We start from the raw sequence: 18,379 nt of genomic DNA, 5'->3' as shown, positions 1-18,379 counted from the left end.
CCCTCAGCCGATCAGCAGGATCTGAACGTCCGCGACATTCGTGCCCGTTGCCCCGGTGATCAGCAGATCCCCGGACAAACGCAGCGCGGCATTGCTGTCATTGCGGTCCAGCAGTGTTGTCGGAGCCTGACCCTTGGCGCGGATGCGCTCGAGCGAGCCTTGATCCACGGATGCGCCCGCCGCGTCGGTTGGCCCGTCGCGCCCGTCGGTGCCACCGGACAGAAAAACCCAAGGTGCGGCGACAGGATCGGCATCGGCCAGCGCGGCCACGCGCAGCGCCAGTTCCTGATTGCGCCCGCCCATGCCATTGCCCCGCACCTGGACGGTGGTTTCTCCGCCCCAAAGAATGGCGCGGGGGCGTCCCCCGGACCTTGCCTCGCGGAGGGCGCGAAAGATGGTGCAGGCGGCCTCGTTCACATTGCCGATCAGCGGGTCGTCGATGATCTGCGTGGCGTAGGCCGGCCGCAGGGCCTCTGCCGCGGCCTCGACGCTTTCGCGGTTGCCGCCGATCAGCTGATTGCTGGCCTGCACCGTTGAAACGACGCGGGGCGCGTTGCGCAGGTGGCGCTGAATGCTTTCGGGCAAACGGGTCAGCAGGCCCTTGTCCTGCAACAGCCGGCGCGCCTCTTCGGCGGTGCCGATCGGGGCAACGGTTGGTCCGCTGGCGATGGCGCGCAGGTTGTCGCCGATCACGTCGGAAAGGATATAGCCGGTCACTGGCGCAGGCGCGGCAAGCCGAACCAATCCGCCACCCTTGAGTTGCGACACCTGTTGACGGATCAGGTTCATCGCCACGATGTCCAGACCACTGTCCAGCAGAATGCGGTTCAGCGTCTGTTTGTCTTCTAGGCTGACGCCTTCCGGCGGCGCGGGCAGCAGGGCCGATCCACCGCCCGAGATCAGCGCAATGACCACGTCACCGGCTTCGGCGGTTTTCAGAACCGCCTGAATGCGCGCGGCCCCGGCAGCGCCGACACTGTCAGGGACCGGATGACCGGCGCGAAAAATCTCGGCCCCCGGCACCTGTTCGGTGTTTTCGCGGTGAGTGACACAGATCATCACCCGCGGGCCGGTGATGCGCGGGAGGACGGCGCGCAACATGGCGGGCGCGGCCTTGCCTAGCGCCAGCACGATGGTTCGGTGGCCATGCGCGGCCCGGGGCAGGGGGGACGACCCCAGGCAATCGCGCATGGCCAGCGCCGGATCGGCGCGTCGGATGGCGGCCCGGAATGCCCGGGCCGCGTCGTCCTTCAACGAAGCAGTGTTATTCGGCTGCAATCTGACGGGCCTTTTCGACCAGAACTTCGGCCTGCCGGATCGAGGCGTAGTCGATCAGGCGGCCGTCCAGCGAAACCGCGCCCTTGCCGGCGGCTTCGGCCTCGGCCATGGCGGTCAGGATGCGGCCGGCCTTTTCGATTTCCGCCTGCGACGGCGACATGACTTCGTTCGCCAAGGCGACCTGGCTGGGGTGGATGGCCCATTTGCCCTCGCAGCCCAGAACGGCGGCGCGTTTGGCGGCGGCGCGATAGCCGTCGGGATCCTGAAAATCACCGAAGGGGCCGTCGATTGGGCGCAGGCCGCTGGCGCGTGCCGCCACAACCATGCGGGCCAGCGCATAGTGCCACATGTCGCCCCAATGGGTGTCACGGCCCCCATTTGCATCGGGATCGGTCAGCACGGCGTAATCGGGATTCACGCCACCGATGATCGTGGTGCGCGCCCGGGTCGAGGCGGCATAATCGGCGACACCGAAGTGCAGGCTTTCGTTCCGCTTGGACGCGGCGGCGATTTCGGACACGTTCTGCATCCCTAGCGCGGTTTCGATGATGTGTTCGAAACCGATGCGCTTTTTCAGACCCTTGGCGTCTTCGATCTGGGTCACCATCATATCGACGGCATAGACATCGGCGGCGGTGCCGACCTTGGGGATCATGATCAGGTCCAGACGTTCGCCGGCCTGTTCGACCACGTCGACCACGTCGCGATACATGTAATGCGTGTCCAGCCCGTTGATGCGGATCGACATGGTCTTGGTGCCCCAGTCGATTTCGTTCAGGGCCTTGATGATATTCTTGCGGGCCTGTTCCTTTTCGTCGGGCGCAACCGCGTCCTCGAGGTCGAGGAAGATCACGTCGACTTCGGATTGCGCCGCCTTTTCAAACATTTGCGGCTGCGAACCGGGGACGGCGAGTTCAGAACGGTTGAGGCGCGCGGGCGCCTGTTCGATGGCGTGGAAAGACATGGATAGGGTCCTTTCTGAAAGGATGTGACGTCGGACCCCTATTTGTGTTTGGGAAAAAAATATTCCTGTCAATAAATTTTTCGGCATGCCGATGCACACCGAACGGGCGCTCAACTGCCGCTTTTCGCCTTTGACGCATAGAAATGCGCAATCGCCTGCGCCCGGTTCTTGACCGAGAGTTTGTCGAAAATGTTGGACAGGTGGAACTTTACCGTGTTGGTCGAAATGTCCAATCGCGCGGCAAGCTGCTTGTTGGTCAGCCCTTCGGCCAGCGCATCAAGCAGGGCGCGTTCCTTGCGGGACAATGTGCTGATTGGGTCCGTGCGCAGGTCGCGAATGTCGAGATAGGGAAAGACCATTTTGCCTGCCGCCACGTCGATGCAGGTCTGCACGAGGGAATCGATATGGGCTGCGCGTGAGACAAATGCCGCCGCGCCCGAGGCCATCGCCTGGCGCGGAACGGCGGCGTCGGTGTCATGGCCATAGACCACGATGCGCGGCGCCTTTTCCTGCGCGCGCAGGACTTCGATCAGCTTTTCCGCGCCAAGGGCCGGGATGTTCCAGTCGATGACGCAGACCTTGACCGGAACACGCATCACCATGCCAAGGAACCCTTCGGCGGTCGCGCTGGTCGCCACAAGCGAGAATCGGGGGTCACGTTCAAAAACCTCGGACATGGCGGAAAGGACCAGCGGATTGCCGTCCCCCAGCATGATGTCGATCTGTTCCTGCCTCATGTTACCTCCCTGTTTTTATTCACGTAATCGAAACGAACCACCCATTCGGGCGGGGTCTGTAACGGCATGCAACGGGATACTTACCCAAATGGGTGGTTCTTTCCCCACCCCTTTGGATGCCCAAAAGCAGGATTAAGGGACGTTTTTTCACTGAGCAAGAAAATTTATAACCATGATGAAACAAAACGACCCTTACAGTGAACAGGCGGAGCGATCATGACCGTTGCACAGCTATTCCCCAAGCTTGAAATCCCCGAAACCATCGCGGCGGGCCCCGGACCGGGCAACACCGATGCCCGCGTGCTGGCGGCCTATGCCGGGGCGGGGCTGGCCGATCACATGCACGGCGACGTCCTGCGCGGCATGGTGGAATGCAAGCTCATGCTGCGTCAGGTCTGGGGCACGCAGAACGTGCACACCTTCGGCGTGGCCGGAACCGGGTGGAGCGGGTTGGATGTGATGTTCAGCGCGGTCATGCCGGGCGACAAGGTCGTGGTGTTCAACAACGGCACGTTTTCGGGGATCGACGGACTGACCGTCCGGATGAAGGCCGCCACCGCGGCGGAGCTGGCGCTGAGCCCGTTGGATCCGAAACCTGCCTCGGTCATCGTGGTGGACGTGCCGCACGGGCTGTCCGTCACCGGCGGCATGGTCGAGGCGGCGCTGGCCGAACACAAGCCGAAATGGGCCGCCATGGCGCATTGGGAAACCGGGTCAGGCCGGATCAATGACATCGCCGGGTTCAGCGCCGCCTGCGAAAAGCACGGGGTGATGGGCCTTGTGGACGCGGTGTCCTCGTTGGGCGTCGAGGATTTCCGCATCGACGATTATCCGGGTGTACACGGCTGGGCCTCTTGTCCGCAAAAAGGCATCTGCTGCCTGCCGCTGACCTATGCGCCGGTGTCTTTCACCGACCGTTACATCGAGACGCTGAAAAAGACCGGGACGCGCACCTTCGTTCATCACCCGATCATGGAGGCCCGCCACTGGGGCATCATCGACGGCAAGGATGTGGAGAAGGGCACCTATCACCGGACCCACTCCGCCTATGCGGTTGCAGCCTTTCACGAGGCGCTGCGCATCACGCTGGAACAGGGCGTGGCCAACCGCGCCAAGGATTATGCCTACCACGAGGCCGCGCTGCGCCGGGCGGTGCAGGCCATGGGGTGCGAGGTGACTTCGAACATGACCTCGCTTGTGGTGCTGAACCTGCCCAAGGCGCTGGCCGGACGCGAGATGGAGCTGGTGCAATCCTGCCGGGCGCAGAACTTTGGCATCTGGCCGACGCTTTCGGAACCTGTCCAGGTTCGTATCGGCATCCTGAACCTGCTGAGCCGCGAGGCCATCACCGACATCGTGACCCGTTTCGCCGATGCCATCCGCGCCATGGGCGGCGAGGTGGATCAGGCCCGCGTCACCGAGGCGCTGGACAGCGCCTATGACCGCGCCATCGCGGCCGAATAACCAAGAGCCATTCTTTCGGAGGAGGAAAGACAATGGACATTCATGAGTATCAAGCCAAGGAAATCCTCGCCTCTTTCGGCGTGGATATTCCGCCCGGGGCGCTTGCCTACAGCCCGGAACAGGCGGCCTATCGCGCCCGCGAATTGGGCGGTGACCGCTGGGTCGTCAAGGCGCAGGTCCACGCCGGTGGGCGCGGCAAGGCCGGTGGCGTCAAGGTCTGCGACAGCGACGCCGAAATCCAGGCGACCTGCGAGGCCCTGTTCGGTCGCAAGCTGGTGACGCATCAGACCGGCCCCGAGGGCAAGGGCATCTATCGCGTCTACGTCGAAGGCGCCGTGCCGATCGAACGCGAGATCTATCTTGGTTTCGTGCTGGACCGGACCTCGCAGCGGGTGATGATCGTTGCCTCTGCCGAGGGCGGGATGGAAATCGAGGAAATCTCGGCTGAAAAACCCGACAGCATCGTGCGCGCCACGGTGGAGCCGGCGGTGGGGCTTCAGGATTTCCAGTGTCGTCAGATCGCTTTCAAGCTGGGGATCGAACCGGCCATGACAGCGGCGATGGTCCGCACGCTGCAAGGCTGTTACCGCGCCTTCCGCGAGCATGACGCGACCATGGTCGAGATCAACCCGTTGGTCGTGACCGGGGACAACCGCATCCTTGCTCTGGATGCCAAGATGACCTTCGACGACAACGCGCTGTTCCGCCATCCGCAGATCAGCGAATTGCGCGACAAGAGCCAGGAAGACCCGCGCGAAAGCCGCGCCGCCGACCGGGGCCTGTCCTATGTCGGGCTGGATGGCAACATCGGCTGTATCGTGAACGGTGCGGGCCTTGCGATGGCGACGATGGACACGATCAAGCTGGCGGGTGGCGAGCCTGCCAACTTTCTCGACATCGGGGGCGGGGCCACGCCGGAACGTGTGGCCAAGGCGTTTCGCCTGGTGATGTCGGACAGCAACGTGCAGGCGGTGCTGGTCAACATCTTTGCTGGCATCAACCGCTGTGACTGGGTCGCCGAAGGCGTCGTGCAGGCGCTGAAAGAGGTGCAGGTCGACGTGCCTGTCGTGGTGCGCCTTGCGGGCACCAACGTCGAAGAGGGGCAGAAGATCCTCGCAAAATCGGGCCTGCCGATCATCCGGGCCACCACGCTGATGGAAGCCGCCGAACGCGCCGTGGGCGCGTGGCAGAACGACCTTTCCCAAGGCTCCAGAATGAGGGCAGTTCAATGAGCATCTTCATCGATCGCGATACCCCCGTCATCGTCCAGGGCATCACCGGCAAGATGGCGCGTTTCCACACCGCTGACATGATCGCTTATGGCACCAATGTCGTCGGCGGCGTCGTGCCGGGCAAAAGCGGCCAGACCGTCGAAGGCGTGCCGGTCTTTGACACGGTGGAAGAGGCCGTAGCCGCCACCGGCGCCGAGGCAAGCCTTGTTTTCGTGCCGCCGCCCTTTGCCGCCGACAGCATCATGGAAGCCGCCGATGCGGGCATCAAGTATTGCGTCTGCATCACCGACGGCATCCCGGCGCAGGACATGATCCGGGTCAAGCGCTATATGTACCGCTATCCCAAGGAACGCCGCATGGTGCTGACCGGGCCGAACTGTGCTGGCACCATCAGCCCGGGAAAGGCTCTGCTGGGGATCATGCCCGGGCACATCTACCTGCCGGGCCACGTGGGCATCATTGGCCGTTCGGGCACCCTTGGGTATGAGGCCGCCGCGCAACTGAAAGAGCATGGCATCGGAATCTCGACCTCCGTCGGCATCGGCGGCGATCCGATCAATGGTTCGTCCTTCAAGGACATCCTCGAACGGTTCGAGGCGGATGACGAGACCCATGTGATCTGCATGATCGGTGAGATCGGCGGCCCGCAAGAAGCCGAGGCCGCAGCCTATATCCGGGATCACGTCACCAAGCCGGTGATCGCCTATGTCGCGGGTCTGACCGCGCCCAAGGGACGGACCATGGGCCACGCAGGCGCAATCATCTCGGCCTTTGGCGAAAGCGCCAGCGAAAAGGTCGAGATCCTGACCGCCGCAGGGGTCACGGTTGCGCCGAACCCGGCGGTGATCGGCGACACCATCGCCAAGGTCATGCAGAGGGAGGCCGCGTGATGAACGCCCCCGCGATCCTGAACAACCGGCCGCGCGTGCTTGTCACGCGCCGCTGGCCCCAGACGGTCGAGGCCGAACTGGCCGAGCGTTTCGACACCGTGTTCAATGTCGAGGACAAACCGATGAGCGCCGCGGAATTCCGCGACGCTCTCACCCGGTTTGACGCCATCCTGCCCACCGTCACCGACGGGCTGGGTGCCGAGGCGATGGATGTGCCAGAGGCGCGCACGCGCCTGTTGGCCAACTACGGCGTCGGTTTCAGCCATATCGACACGGGCGCGGCCGAACGGCTGGGCATCACGGTGACGAACACGCCGGATGTGCTGTCGGAATGCACCGCTGATCTTGCGATGACGCTGATGCTGATGGTGGCTCGCCGGGCGGGCGAGGGCGAGCGCGAATTGCGCGCCGGTCAGTGGACCGGCTGGCGGCCGACCCATCTGGTGGGATCCAAGGTTTCGGGCAAGGTGCTGGGCATCGTGGGCTTTGGCCGCATCGGTCAGGCCATCGCGCAGCGGGCGCATTTCGGCTTTGGCATGAAGATCCTCGTCCAGAACCGGTCGCGCATCGCTCAGGACGTGCTGGACCGTTACAACGCCACGCAGGTCGACACGATCGAGGATCTGCTGCCGCAATGCGACTTTGTTTCGTTGCATTGCCCGGGCGGGGCGGCCAACCGCCACCTGATCAACTCGCGCCGGCTGGACCTGATGAAACCGGGGGCCTTCCTGATCAATACCGCGCGGGGCGAGGTGATCGACGAACACGCGCTGGCGCAGGCATTGATGTTCGAATGCATCGGCGGCGCGGCGTTGGACGTTTTCGACGGTGAACCCAAGATCGCGCCGATCCTGTTGGAATGCGACAACCTCGTGATGTTGCCGCATCTTGGCAGCGCGACCGAGGAAACCCGCACCGCCATGGGGCGCCGGGTGCTGAGCAACCTTGTCGACTTTTTCGAGGGCCGGGCGCCCAACGATCGGGTGGCGTGATGCAGATGGTGGCAGAACCCGCAGGAATCGCGTCCCCGGACAGTTATGCAGATGACGTGTATCGCCGCCTGCGCGGGGCGTGGCTGAAGGTTCTCCACCGCCGCGCGCCTCATGTGGCGCAGGCAGTCCAACAGGGCGGCACCCATTGGGACGCCTCTGATTTCGCCGACCATTTGCAGGCCAGCACGATCTGGTTTCACCTCCAGCAGATCATGGATGAAAACGTGACGATCCGCATGGGTCGTCAGGCCGAACAGGACGGCGACCCGGTCGAGGGCGGTTTTCTCAAGGCGCTGACCGATTGCCCCGAGGATCAGCGCGCGACGATGGAACGCTTGCTGTCCGAGGGCCAATTATCCGTTGGCCCGACGATCACCGCGCACCCGACAGAGGCCAAGCGTGTGTCGGTCATGGAAATCCATCGCCGCATCTATCGCACGCTGGTCCTGTTCGAAACGATGCGCTGGTCCCCGCGCGAAATCTCCCGACTGGAAGACACGCTGGAGATGGAGATCGACCTGCTCTGGATGACCGGGGAGCTGCGGATGGAGCGGCCCAGTCTGGATTCCGAGATCGATTGGGGCCTGCAATTTTACCGCACCAGCCTGTTCGAGGCGGTGCCCCGTCTGTTCGAACGTTATCACGACGCGGTCAGCGCGGTTCTGGGACGGCCAGACCGTGACCATTGCTGTATCCGGTTCCATTCATGGATCGGTGGCGACCGTGACGGCAATCCCAATGTGACCGCCAAGGTCACGCGCATGGCGCTGGACCGTTCGCGCCAGATGATCGCCGAGGAATATGTGCAGGCGCTGGACAGGGTCATTCCGCGGCTCAGTGTTTCGGAAAAGATCGTGGATGTGCCGCGTCCGCACCGGGATGCGCTGGCGCAGATCGTCGAGACCCGCAGCAGCGATCCGGCCCTCTGCGCCCGCCGCAATCCGAACGAGATCTTTCGGCAGGCGGGGACTGCGATCCGCCAATGCATCGCGGCGGGCGGCTATCGCCACGTTTCGGGCTTTCTTGCTGACTTGCAGACGGTTGAGGCCGCGCTGGAGGCCATTGACGCCACTCAGCTTGCGCAGCAGTTGATCCGCCCGCTGCGCTGGCAGGCCAGTACGTTTGGTTTCCGGGGGCACACGCTGGACATCCGCCAGAACTCGGACGTGGTAACACGCACGCTCGAGGCCGTTTGGAACGCCGTCGATACCTCGCCCGAGGCGCTGTCCGCCGACTGGTCGGCCCGCCTGCGGCGGGAGATCGGCCAACCTGCCTTGCCCTTTGTCGACAACGCGCATCTGGGGGATGAGGCGGCGGAACTGATGGCCCTGCTGCATCTGATCCGCGAAGTGCATGACGGGCCGGACCCAGAGGCCATCGGACCTTTTATCCTGTCGATGACACGCTCTGCCGACGACCTTTTGGCAGTGCTTCTTCTGGCGCGCTATGCCGGGTTCGGGGCGGAACGTCTGTCGCTGAAGGTTGTGCCGCTGTTCGAAACCATCGAGGACCTGCGGGCCGCCCCTTCCATTCTGCGGGATGTCCTGTCGATCCCGCTGGCCGCGCGCAGCATGAAGGACCGCGGCGGGCGGCTGGAGATCATGCTGGGCTATTCGGACAGCAACAAGGACGGCGGTTTCCTCTGTTCCAGTTGGACGCTGGACCGCGCGCAACGGGCGATCACCCGTGCCATCGCGGGGCAGGGCGCGCGGCCGGTCTTTTTTCACGGGCGCGGCGGGTCGGTCAGCCGGGGCGGCGCGCCCACCGATCGTGCCATTGCCGCGCAACCGCGCGGTACGCTGAACGGCACGCTGCGCCTGACCGAACAAGGCGAGGTCGTGACGGCGAAATACGCCAACACGGGCACGGCGGCGGCACAGTTGGAACTGTTGGCCTCGTCGGTGTTGCGCCACAGCACCGCACCGGCCTTTGAGACCGTCGACCCCGAGGCCGAGGACGTGATGGAAACCCTGTCCAGTCTCAGCCAGACGACCTATCAGACCCTGCTGCAACACCCGTCTTTCCTGCCTTATTTCAATCAGGCCAGTCCGGTGAACGAACTGGCGCTGCTGAAAATCGGTTCGCGCCCGGCACGACGGTTCGGTGCCGCATCCCTGTCGGATCTGCGGGCGATCCCCTGGGTTTTTGCTTGGACCCAGAACCGCCACATGATCAGCAGCTGGTATGGGTTTGGTCAGGCCGTGCAGGATTTCCGCAGCATCCGGGGTGCCGGGGGCGATGCCGCGCTGGACAAGACGATGCACGACCTGCCGCTGTTCCGCCTCTGCGTCGACGAAGTGGAAAAATCGCTGATGCTTGTGCGGTTGGACATTGCCGAACTTTACGCCGGGCTGGTTGAGGATCGCACCGCGGCCGAGGCGATCTTTGCGCTGGTCCGTGAGGAGCACGCGCGGTCCGTCACCGCGATCGAACGCCTGACCGGCACGCCGCTGGGCAGCCGCTTTCCCAACGCGGTCGCGCGGATCTCCCGCCACGAGGCGGCTTTGCGCTCGGCCCATGAGGCGCAGGTTCACCTTCTGGCGCAGGTGCGCCGCGAGGATGGCAACCGCCACCGCATCCAGTTGATGCAAAGCATGAACTGCATTTCCGCCGGTCTTGGCTGGACCGGCTGACAAGAACAAGGAGCACCAAAAATGAATGTGACGCACCGACCGGACGGGTTTTTCACCGAAACACTGGCGCAGCGCGATCCCGAAGTTTTCGCCTCGATCACGGGCGAGCTTGGCCGTCAGCGTGACGAGATCGAGCTGATCGCCTCCGAGAACATCGTCTCCCGCGCGGTGATGGAGGCGCAGGGCTCGGTCATGACGAACAAATACGCCGAGGGCTATCCCGGCCGGCGCTATTATGGCGGCTGCCAGTTCGTCGACGTGGCCGAAAACCTTGCCATCGAGCGCGCCAGACAGCTGTTCAACTGCGACTATGCCAATGTGCAGCCGAACTCGGGCAGCCAAGCCAACCAGGGCGTCTATCAGGCGCTGCTGAAACCCGGCGACACCATCCTGGGCATGAGCCTGGATGCCGGCGGCCACCTGACCCACGGCGCGCGGCCGAACCAGTCCGGCAAGTGGTTCAACGCCGTGCAATACGGCGTGCGCCAGCAGGACAACATGCTGGATTACGACCAGGTCGAGGCGCTGGCCAAGGAACACCAGCCCAAGCTGATCATCGCCGGCGGATCGGCCATCCCCCGCCAGATCGATTTCGCCCGCATGCGGCAGATCGCCGACATGGTCGGCGCATATCTGCACGTGGACATGGCGCATTTCGCCGGTCTGGTGGCCGCGGGCGAACATCCCAGCCCCTTCCCGCATGCCCATGTGGCCACCACCACCACGCACAAGACCCTGCGCGGTCCGCGTGGCGGCATGATCCTCACCAATGATGAAGATATCGCCAAGAAAGTGAATTCGGCGATCTTCCCCGGCATTCAGGGCGGCCCTCTGATGCATGTGATCGCCGGCAAGGCGGTGGCCTTCGGCGAGGCGCTGCGCCCCGAGTTCAAGACCTATATCAAGAACGTGGTGAACAACGCGCAGGCGCTGTCGGACCAGCTGATCAAGGGCGGTCTGGACACGGTCACCCATGGCACCGACACGCATGTGGTGCTGGTTGACCTGCGGCCCAAGGGCGTCAAGGGCAATGCCACCGAAAAGGCGCTTGGGCGGGCGCATATCACCTGCAACAAGAACGGCGTGCCCTTCGATCCCGAAAAGCCGACGGTGACCTCGGGCATCCGTCTTGGCTCGCCCGCGGGCACGACGCGCGGCTTTGGCGAGGCCGAGTTCCGCCAGATCGCCGACTGGATCATCGAGGTGGTCGACGGGCTGGCCGCCAATGGCGAAGAGGGCAACGCCGAGGTCGAGGCCAAGGTCCGCGCCGAGGTCGAAGCCCTCTGCCAGCGCTTCCCCATCTACCCCGGCCTCTGAACCAAACCGGCCAGTACAGCCCAGAACGGCACAGTACAAGACAGTCAGGAAAACCGCCGTGGACATAACCACGGCGGTTTTTCATATGGACCGCATGGCAAAGACCCGCGACATATCCAAGTTCCTCAGCTACGTGCTGCGCCACGCGCCCGGCGAGATCGGCCTTACGCTGGACGCGGGCGGCTGGGCACCGGTCGAGGACCTGCTGGCCCGCGCGCCAATGCCGCTGACCGCAGAGCGCCTTCACGAGGTGGTCGCCAACAGCGACAAGCAACGTTTCGCCCTCTCCCCCGACGGCAGCCGCATCCGCGCCAACCAGGGCCATTCGATCCCCGTCGACCTCGGCCTCACCCCGGTCGCACCACCGGAAACGCTTTACCACGGCACCCATCCGGGCGCGCTCGACGCCATCCGCGCCGAGGGTCTGCGCCCCATGTCGCGCCACCACGTCCACCTCTCTCCGGATGAGGACACCGCCCGCAAGGTCGGGGCACGCCGCGGTAAACCGGTGATCCTTGCTATCGCAGCCGGGCAAATGGCCCGCGACGGCGCCCTGTTCTACCGGTCCGAAAACGGCGTCTGGCTGGTGGACCACGTCCCGCCTGCCCACCTGTCCATCCCGACAAGCTGACGGCAAAGACAAGGGCTGCCCGAGCCGGAGATTTCGCCTAGTCTCACGCAAGGCAAACAGGAAGGTCCCCCATGCAAAATCCACCGCGCAGGCTCCCGCCCCTCCGTCACTCCAAATCCCGATTATTTCACCGGCACCGTCCGCTTCGACCCGGTGATCGCCGCCCCCGAACCGGCCCGCGTACACGCGCTGGTCGTCACCTTCGAACCGGGCGCCCGCACGGCTTGGCACACCCACCCGCTCGGCCAGACGCTGCAAATCCTCTCCGGTCTCTGCCTTGCCCAGAAAGCCGGAGAACCGGTACAGGAACTCCGCCCGGGCGACACGGTCTGGTTTGCCCCGGGCGAAAAACACTGGCACGGCGCCGCCCCGGATGTCGCCATGTCTCACCTCGCCATACAAGAGGCGCAGGACGGCAGCGCCGCCGACTGGCTCGAAAAGGTCTCCGACGCCGAATACAACGGCCCACGCGCCGGCTGATCCTTCCGCCCGGGCTTCTTCTTGGCCGAAATACTCCGGGGGAGGCCGCAGGCCGGGGGCAGCGCCCCCGCCCCGACCACCTCAATGCACCGAACCAAGGTCAGGCATCCCTGACTGGCATCACCCCGCCGCAGAGGCCAGAACACCTCCATGTTCAGTACCCGCCGCCTTGAACGCGCGCTTGGCGATTTCACGCGTTCCCATCTGCCCCGGGGTCTTGCCGACCTCTTGATGTTCTTCCTCAAACAGGCCTGGGCCTGCCTCTTCGGATTTCTCATGCTGGGCGGCCTGATCGTCACCGATCGCTTCTGGCCCGATGACGCGGCGCTAGCCCGCTACGACCTGCTGTTCCTCTATGCCCTGTCGATCCAGATCGGCTTTCTGCTGCTGCGGCTGGAAACCCTGACCGAGGCCAAGGTCATCCTGCTCTTCCACCTGACCGGCACCGCGATGGAGCTGTTCAAGGTCAACGCGGGCAGTTGGGCCTACCCGGAGGACGCGGTGCTGAAGGTCTACGGCGTGCCGCTGTTTTCCGGTTTCATGTATGCCGCGGTCGGCAGTTACATGGCGCGGGTCATCCGCATCTTCGACATGAAATTCGCACCCTACCCGCCGTTCTGGACAACGGTGGCACTGGCCGTGGCGATCTATGTCAATTTCTTCGCCCATCATTACCTGCCCGATGGGCGCTATGTTTTGATGGCGGCGACGGTGGTGCTTTTTGCGCGCACCCGTGTCTGGTTCACCATCAACCGCACCCGGCGCTGGATGCCGCTGCCGCTGGCCGCCTTCCTGTCATCCTTCTTTCTCTGGGTGGCGGAAAACGTGGGCACCAACACCAATACATGGCTCTACAAAGGGCAAAGCACGATGGACCTCGTACATCTGTCCAAGATGGGCTCATGGTACCTGCTGCTTTATGTCAGCTTTGCCACTGTCACGCTGGTGCTGCGCGATGCGCTGTCCCGCGCGCCGCTGGATTACGTCACAGGACCAATACCAGAACCACAATCGACACCATAAGCACGCCAATCCCGGCCAGTTCGCGCGCCGTGACCTTTTCGCGGAAAAACAGAACCGAGGCCGCCAGCGACAGGATCAGTTCCACCTGACCCAGCGCATAGACATAGGCCGCCGTCTGTAACGTGAAGGCGGTGAACCAGCCCATCGTGCCCGCCATCGAGGTCAGCCCCAGCCAGACCGCCCGCCGCCGCGCGTCCCAGACGGCGCGCAACTGCCCCGGTTCGCGCCAGCGCAGCCAGATGGCCAGCCCCGTGGATTGCAACAGCGTCACCGCCACCAGCGAAACCGCAGCGCGCAGGACCGGGTCCTCGGTCGGCAGTTCCAGCGTCGTGGCCCGGTATCCCACCCCGGCCACCGCAAAGAAAAATCCCGACCCGACGCCTAGCACCACCGCCCGGCTGCTCAGCCCCTTCCAAAGGCCCGCGGCATCCGGTGTCTTGGACAACAGCAGGACGCCCGCCAGTCCGATCGCGATGGCAACCCATCCGGCGGGCGAAATCGCCTCACCCAAGACCACGACGCCCAAAAGCGCGGTCTGGATCACCTCGGTCTTCTTGAAGGTGATGCCCACGGCGAAATTGCGCTCTTGAAAGCACAGGACCACCAGCACCGTGGCCAGGATCTGGCCCAGTCCGCCGACAATCGCCCAGATCCAGAAGCCGGGGTCCATGGCGGGCAGGACCTGACCGGTGGCGGACAGGTAGATCACCAGCACCAGCGCCGCAGCCGGCATCGCATAGGCAAAGCGGGCAAAGGTGCTGCCGGTGGCGCTGAGGCCCGTGTTGGCCAGCACCTTGTGCAGCATGAAACGGGCGGTCTGAAAGGTGGCGGCCAGAAGTGTGGCAATAATCCAAAGATCCATGCCGCCATTAGGCGCAGCGCACCCCGGGGATCAAGCCTTGTTGGCGCGGATTATTCCCCCGGCCAGAACGGATGCGGCACCGGATCCTTGGCGCGCCAGAAATAACGGCGAAAGACCTCGGCATAAGATGCATACCGGTAATCGCCGTTGCGGCTGAGGTAACGTTCGCGGTTCTGCCGGTACATGGCGGGCAGGCGATACCACGGCACCATTGCATGCATGTGATGCACCACGTGGAAATTATTGTTCAGGAAGATCAACGCCAACAGACCGCGATCCTCGATGATGACCGTGCGTGCCTGTGCCGCCTCATGGGCACGGTGTTCCAGAAAGGTGCGGATCTTGAGGATCGACAGCGCCATGTAGGTCGACAGAAGGAAAGCCCAGACCGGCATTTGCCCGACGGAACTCATCCACCAGACCACCACGGCCACGGCCGGGACATGCAAGGCCCAGCCCAGCAAGACCCGCCGGTCGCCGCGCCGCATCGCGCGCAGATCCCACAATGCAAAGGCCAGCGTGCCGATCACCGGCCCCAGCAGCATCCGCCCCGCCAGCGTATTGTTCAGCCGCAGCACGGCCTGCGCCCAGCGCGGCAATCGTCCCCAGATCCTTGGATCCATGAAGTTGCTTTCGGGATCGTCGTAAGGATCGGTCAGGATCGAGTCGCGGTGATGCGCCAGATGCGTGTCCCTGAATCGAAGGTAAGGCACCACCAGCGACAAGGCCGGAAAAACCAGCGCCGCATTCCACAATGGCGACCGAAACGGATGCCCGTGCAACATCTCATGCGTCAGCGAGGAATGCAGCGCCGCCGAAAAGACCACAAGCACCATGCCCAACGGCAACCAGAGCGCCGCCGCCCATGTGGTGCCCAGTGCCCAAAGCGCATAGCACAGCGCCAATAGTGCCAGCGTCGGCCATTCCAATCCGCGCAGACGCTCAGACATGGCGACCCCAGCGGATGCCAGCCCAGACGCGCTCGTAGACCAGATAGGTCAGGAACCCGATCACCGCGTTGATGACGGCCATACCGCCCCCGGCGATCAGCGACCCGGTAAAGGCAAAGCCGACCGCGGCCATGACCACCACGCCCATCAGTGTCCAAACGACGGATTTCACCAGCGTCCGCGCCCGCGTTTCCATGAAGCCTCCGATTTTTCTGAACTTTCCCGGGCACAGTAACGGCGCCGTGATCTCTTGCGCAGTCTGTCTATGGTTCACATTTCTCGGCAAACGTGATTTTTATCACATCATGACGGATATTCTCGACAAGCGCAGCCGCGCCGAACTCTTGCGCAAACGTCTGGACGAGGCGATGCGGCGGGCGGGATCGAATCAAACCGCGCTAGCACGGGCAGTCGGCGTGGATCGCTCGACCATCTCGCAACTGCTCAAGGATCAGGGTGCCCGCCTGCCGAATGCACATCTGGTGGGGGCCTGCGCGCAGGCGCTTGGCGTCTCCTCGGATTGGCTGCTGGGTCTGTCCGAACGCCCCGAAAGCGCCGCGGACCTGTTGTCAAACTCCATGACCCTGACCGAAGCCCCCCGCGCGCTGGTCGACGAGCAGATCTTTCGCTGGCACCGCGAGGCCGAGGGCTACAAGATCCGCCACGTGCCCGCCGCGCTGCCAGACATGCTCAAGACTCGGGCGGTGTTGGAATGGGAATACGGCCCACACCTTGGGCGCACCACGGAACAGGCGATCAATGCCTCGGCTGACCGGCTGGACTGGATGCGCGCGTCGCGGTCCGATTACGAAATAGCCCTGCCGCTCTACGAGGTTGAGAGCTTTGCCGAAGGTGTCGGTTATTATGCCGGTATCCCGGCCGAGGTGCGGCGCGCGCAATTGGCGCAATTGGCCGACCTCAGCCATGCGCTTTATCCCCGGATGCGGATTTACCTGTTCGACGCGCGGCGGCTGTATTCCGCACCGGTTACGGTCTTTGGCCCGCTGCTGGCGGTCCTCTACATGGGACGCAACTATCTGGCCTTTCGCGACACCGAACGGGTGACGGCGATCACCCAGCATTTTGACCACCTCGTGAAAGAGGCCAGCATCACCGCCCGCGCCCTGCCCGACCACCTGAACGCGCTGAAGACGCGGATCGGCGGATAATCTCACCAAGACCGCCCCCCCCCGGGGCCCGCACCTGTTGTTGATGCAGATCATTGGCGCATGGATTTTTCTTTTTACACTTTTCCTCCTCAACCAGCGAATTTCAGGGGAGGGAAGTTTCGCCATGAATATGAAGAGGACTGTTTTGACACTGGCCGCCACCTTGGCGGTGATTTCGACATCCGCAGTCGCGCAGGACGACGCCGGGCGCACCGAATACATGAGTGCCTGCGCGGGATGCCACGGGGAAACCGGTATGGGGGACGGACCGCTGGCCGAACTGCTGAAGGTTCACACCCCGAACCTGACGACTCTGGCCAAAGAAAAGGGCGACGGCGCGTTCCCGTTTGAATATGTCGTCTGGATGGTCGACGGACGAAAGATCATTCGTGCGCACGGCAGCACGATGCCGATCTGGGGTGAAAGGTATCAGTCCACGGCAAGCAGCGAACGCGGAGAGACCGCGGACATGGTTGCGAAGGGGCGCATCCTGTCCCTCGTCAACTACCTCGAGTCGATCCAGCAGTAGGCCCTGTCAGGCAGGGGATCGCGCGCCATGGATGGCGCGCGACGCCGTTTCAGTAAGGCATGGGGTGCGCCTTGTGCACCTCGTCCAGCCGGGTCAACAGTTCGTCGCTCAGCACCACGTCGGCGGCGCCAAGCGCCTGTTCCAACTGGTCGAAGGTCGTTGCGCCAAAGATCGACGAGGCCACAATAGGCCGCCGCGCCGACCAGGCCAGCGCCATGTGCACCGGGTCCAACCCGAACTCGCGCGCCACGGCCAGATAGGCCTCGACCGCCTCGAAGACACGTGGCGATTTCCGCCCGCCCATGCTGTCGTTCAGGCTCATCCGCGATCCTTCGGGCACAGCGCCGCCTTGGTACTTGCCCGTCAGAAAGCCCGCGCCCAGCGGCGAGAAGGGCAACAGGCCCACATCCTCATAGACCATCAGCTCGGCCAGATCGGTGTCGGCCAGCCGGCAGAGCAGCGAATATTCGTTCTGGATCGACGCGACGCGCGGACCGCCGCTGCGCTCGGCCGCGTCCAGCCACATCTTGGTGCCCCATGCGCTGTCGTTTGACAGGCCAAAGGCGCGGATTGTCCCGCGCTCGACCTCGGCCTGAAGCGCACCAAGGCAATCCGCGATATCCTGTTCCACCTGTTCCTTCGTCCAGCCCGACTTCGACGGATCGAAACGCCAGTTCTGACGGAACATATAGCTGCCCCGGTTCGGCCAGTGGAACTGGTAGAGATCCACGTGATCGGTTTTCAACCGCTTCAGCGAGGCGTCCAGCGTGGGCCGGATGGTCTTGGACGAAATCGGCGCGCCGTCCCGAACAAGGCTGCCTTCGCCGGAATGCTTGGTGGCAAGGATGAACTCTGACCGCCGGCCAGAGGCCGTGATCCAGTCGCCGATCACCTCTTCGGTGCGCCCGATGGTTTCGGCCCGCACCGGGTTGACCGGATACATCTCGGCCGTGTCGACAAAATTGATGCCCGCGTCCAGCGCCCGGTCCAGTTGCCGATGCCCCTCCTCGGGCGGGGTCTGGTTGCCGAAAGTCATCGTGCCAAGGCACAGTTCCGAGACCTGTAGGCCGGTTCGGCCCAGAGGGTTCATTTTCATGGGAAATGCCCCGCATATTGTTCGCTTTGGCGCTAACATGGCGATCCCCACCGCGAAGGCAAGGGGCACGGGGGATGGCCCGGCCCGCCTGTTGATCCAGAGCCGCACGACTCATCTTGAGAACAAAAGCGG

18 protein-coding genes are annotated in these 18,379 nt (G+C 63.9%); 11 read left to right on the top strand and 7 right to left on the bottom strand.

Annotation, left to right across the window (positions count from 1 at the left end; genetic code table 11):
• Positions 1–3 precede the first annotated feature (3 nt).
• The 3 genes from KJP30_RS16405 to KJP30_RS16395 all read right to left on the bottom strand — a co-directional run bounded on the left by KJP30_RS16405 (position 4) and on the right by KJP30_RS16395 (position 2,979).
• Positions 4–1,278: a glycerate kinase type-2 family protein gene (locus KJP30_RS16405; protein WP_218450419.1), complete on the bottom strand. Its 1,275-nt coding sequence runs from the start codon at positions 1,276–1,278 to the stop codon at positions 4–6.
• Positions 1,265–2,242 (bottom strand): HpcH/HpaI aldolase/citrate lyase family protein, encoded by a 978-nt coding sequence (locus KJP30_RS16400; RefSeq protein WP_218450418.1) that lies wholly within the window; start codon positions 2,240–2,242, stop codon positions 1,265–1,267. Before KJP30_RS16400 ends, KJP30_RS16405 begins: the two co-directional genes overlap by 14 nt.
• Positions 2,243–2,352: 110 nt before the next feature.
• Entirely contained in the window at positions 2,353–2,979 is a 627-nt protein-coding gene (locus tag KJP30_RS16395) for a response regulator transcription factor (protein ID WP_246594587.1), read from the bottom strand.
• Between the two features lie 216 nt (positions 2,980–3,195).
• On the opposite strand from KJP30_RS16395, the gene KJP30_RS16390 reads away from it, so the two are divergent.
• From KJP30_RS16390 to KJP30_RS16350, 9 genes are all read left to right on the top strand, one after another.
• The gene (locus KJP30_RS16390) at positions 3,196–4,443 is read left to right on the top strand and encodes a pyridoxal-phosphate-dependent aminotransferase family protein (protein WP_218450417.1); all 1,248 of its coding nucleotides are present in this window, start codon (positions 3,196–3,198) and stop codon (positions 4,441–4,443) included.
• A gap of 32 nt (positions 4,444–4,475) precedes the next feature.
• On the top strand, positions 4,476–5,675 hold the full coding sequence (locus KJP30_RS16385; RefSeq protein ID WP_218450416.1) for a malate--CoA ligase subunit beta: 1,200 nt from the start codon (positions 4,476–4,478) through the stop codon (positions 5,673–5,675).
• Positions 5,672–6,565: a succinate--CoA ligase subunit alpha gene (gene sucD / locus KJP30_RS16380; RefSeq protein ID WP_218450415.1), complete on the top strand. Its 894-nt coding sequence runs from the start codon at positions 5,672–5,674 to the stop codon at positions 6,563–6,565. The genes KJP30_RS16385 and sucD overlap by 4 nt, the downstream gene beginning before the upstream one ends.
• Positions 6,565–7,557, top strand: a complete 993-nt coding sequence (locus tag KJP30_RS16375) for a 2-hydroxyacid dehydrogenase (RefSeq protein ID WP_218450414.1) — start codon at positions 6,565–6,567, stop codon at positions 7,555–7,557. Before sucD ends, KJP30_RS16375 begins: the two co-directional genes overlap by 1 nt.
• On the top strand, positions 7,557–10,190 hold the full coding sequence (locus KJP30_RS16370) for a phosphoenolpyruvate carboxylase (protein ID WP_218450413.1): 2,634 nt from the start codon (positions 7,557–7,559) through the stop codon (positions 10,188–10,190). Before KJP30_RS16375 ends, KJP30_RS16370 begins: the two co-directional genes overlap by 1 nt.
• Positions 10,191–10,211: 21 nt before the next feature.
• Positions 10,212–11,507, top strand: coding sequence for a serine hydroxymethyltransferase (gene glyA / locus KJP30_RS16365; protein ID WP_218450412.1), 1,296 nt, complete (start codon positions 10,212–10,214; stop codon positions 11,505–11,507).
• A gap of 94 nt (positions 11,508–11,601) precedes the next feature.
• The gene (locus KJP30_RS16360) at positions 11,602–12,138 is read left to right on the top strand and encodes an RNA 2'-phosphotransferase (RefSeq protein ID WP_218450411.1); all 537 of its coding nucleotides are present in this window, start codon (positions 11,602–11,604) and stop codon (positions 12,136–12,138) included.
• A gap of 15 nt (positions 12,139–12,153) precedes the next feature.
• Positions 12,154–12,618 carry a (R)-mandelonitrile lyase gene (locus KJP30_RS16355; protein ID WP_246594621.1) on the top strand — a complete coding sequence of 155 codons (465 nt, stop codon included), beginning with the start codon at positions 12,154–12,156 and terminating at the stop codon, positions 12,616–12,618.
• 150 nt (positions 12,619–12,768) lie between these two features.
• Positions 12,769–13,641, top strand: a complete 873-nt coding sequence (locus KJP30_RS16350) for a DUF817 domain-containing protein (protein WP_218450410.1) — start codon at positions 12,769–12,771, stop codon at positions 13,639–13,641.
• Here KJP30_RS16350 and KJP30_RS16345 read toward each other — a convergent pair.
• Genes KJP30_RS16345 through KJP30_RS16335 form a run of 3 tightly spaced genes read right to left on the bottom strand, consistent with a single transcriptional unit; the run spans position 13,604 to position 15,649 of the window.
• A complete protein-coding gene (locus tag KJP30_RS16345) occupies positions 13,604–14,503 on the bottom strand; it encodes a DMT family transporter (protein ID WP_218450409.1) in 900 nt (299 codons plus the stop codon). The genes KJP30_RS16350 and KJP30_RS16345 overlap by 38 nt on opposite strands.
• 50 nt (positions 14,504–14,553) lie before the next feature.
• Positions 14,554–15,453 (bottom strand): fatty acid desaturase, encoded by a 900-nt coding sequence (locus KJP30_RS16340; protein ID WP_218450408.1) that lies wholly within the window; start codon positions 15,451–15,453, stop codon positions 14,554–14,556.
• Positions 15,446–15,649, bottom strand: coding sequence for a DUF2061 domain-containing protein (locus tag KJP30_RS16335; protein ID WP_218450407.1), 204 nt, complete (start codon positions 15,647–15,649; stop codon positions 15,446–15,448). Before KJP30_RS16335 ends, KJP30_RS16340 begins: the two co-directional genes overlap by 8 nt.
• 109 nt (positions 15,650–15,758) lie before the next feature.
• Between KJP30_RS16335 and KJP30_RS16330 the strand changes: the two genes are divergently transcribed.
• Both KJP30_RS16330 and KJP30_RS16325 read left to right on the top strand, forming a co-directional pair.
• Positions 15,759–16,622, top strand: a complete 864-nt coding sequence (locus KJP30_RS16330; protein WP_218450406.1) for a helix-turn-helix domain-containing protein — start codon at positions 15,759–15,761, stop codon at positions 16,620–16,622.
• A 43-nt stretch (positions 16,623–16,665) separates the two neighbouring features.
• Positions 16,666–17,151, top strand: coding sequence for a c-type cytochrome (locus tag KJP30_RS16325; RefSeq protein WP_246594586.1), 486 nt, complete (start codon positions 16,666–16,668; stop codon positions 17,149–17,151).
• 49 nt (positions 17,152–17,200) lie between these two features.
• Here KJP30_RS16325 and KJP30_RS16320 read toward each other — a convergent pair whose 3' ends face one another.
• Positions 17,201–18,247 (bottom strand): aldo/keto reductase, encoded by a 1,047-nt coding sequence (locus KJP30_RS16320; protein WP_218450405.1) that lies wholly within the window; start codon positions 18,245–18,247, stop codon positions 17,201–17,203.
• Positions 18,248–18,379: the final 132 nt, after the last annotated feature.

It is taken from the genome of Antarctobacter sediminis (genome assembly GCF_019218285.1).
Classification (GTDB): domain Bacteria; phylum Pseudomonadota; class Alphaproteobacteria; order Rhodobacterales; family Rhodobacteraceae; genus Antarctobacter; species Antarctobacter sediminis.
The sequence above is the reverse complement of the archived record's forward strand: the minus strand, read 5'-3'. Positions and strand labels throughout refer to the sequence as shown.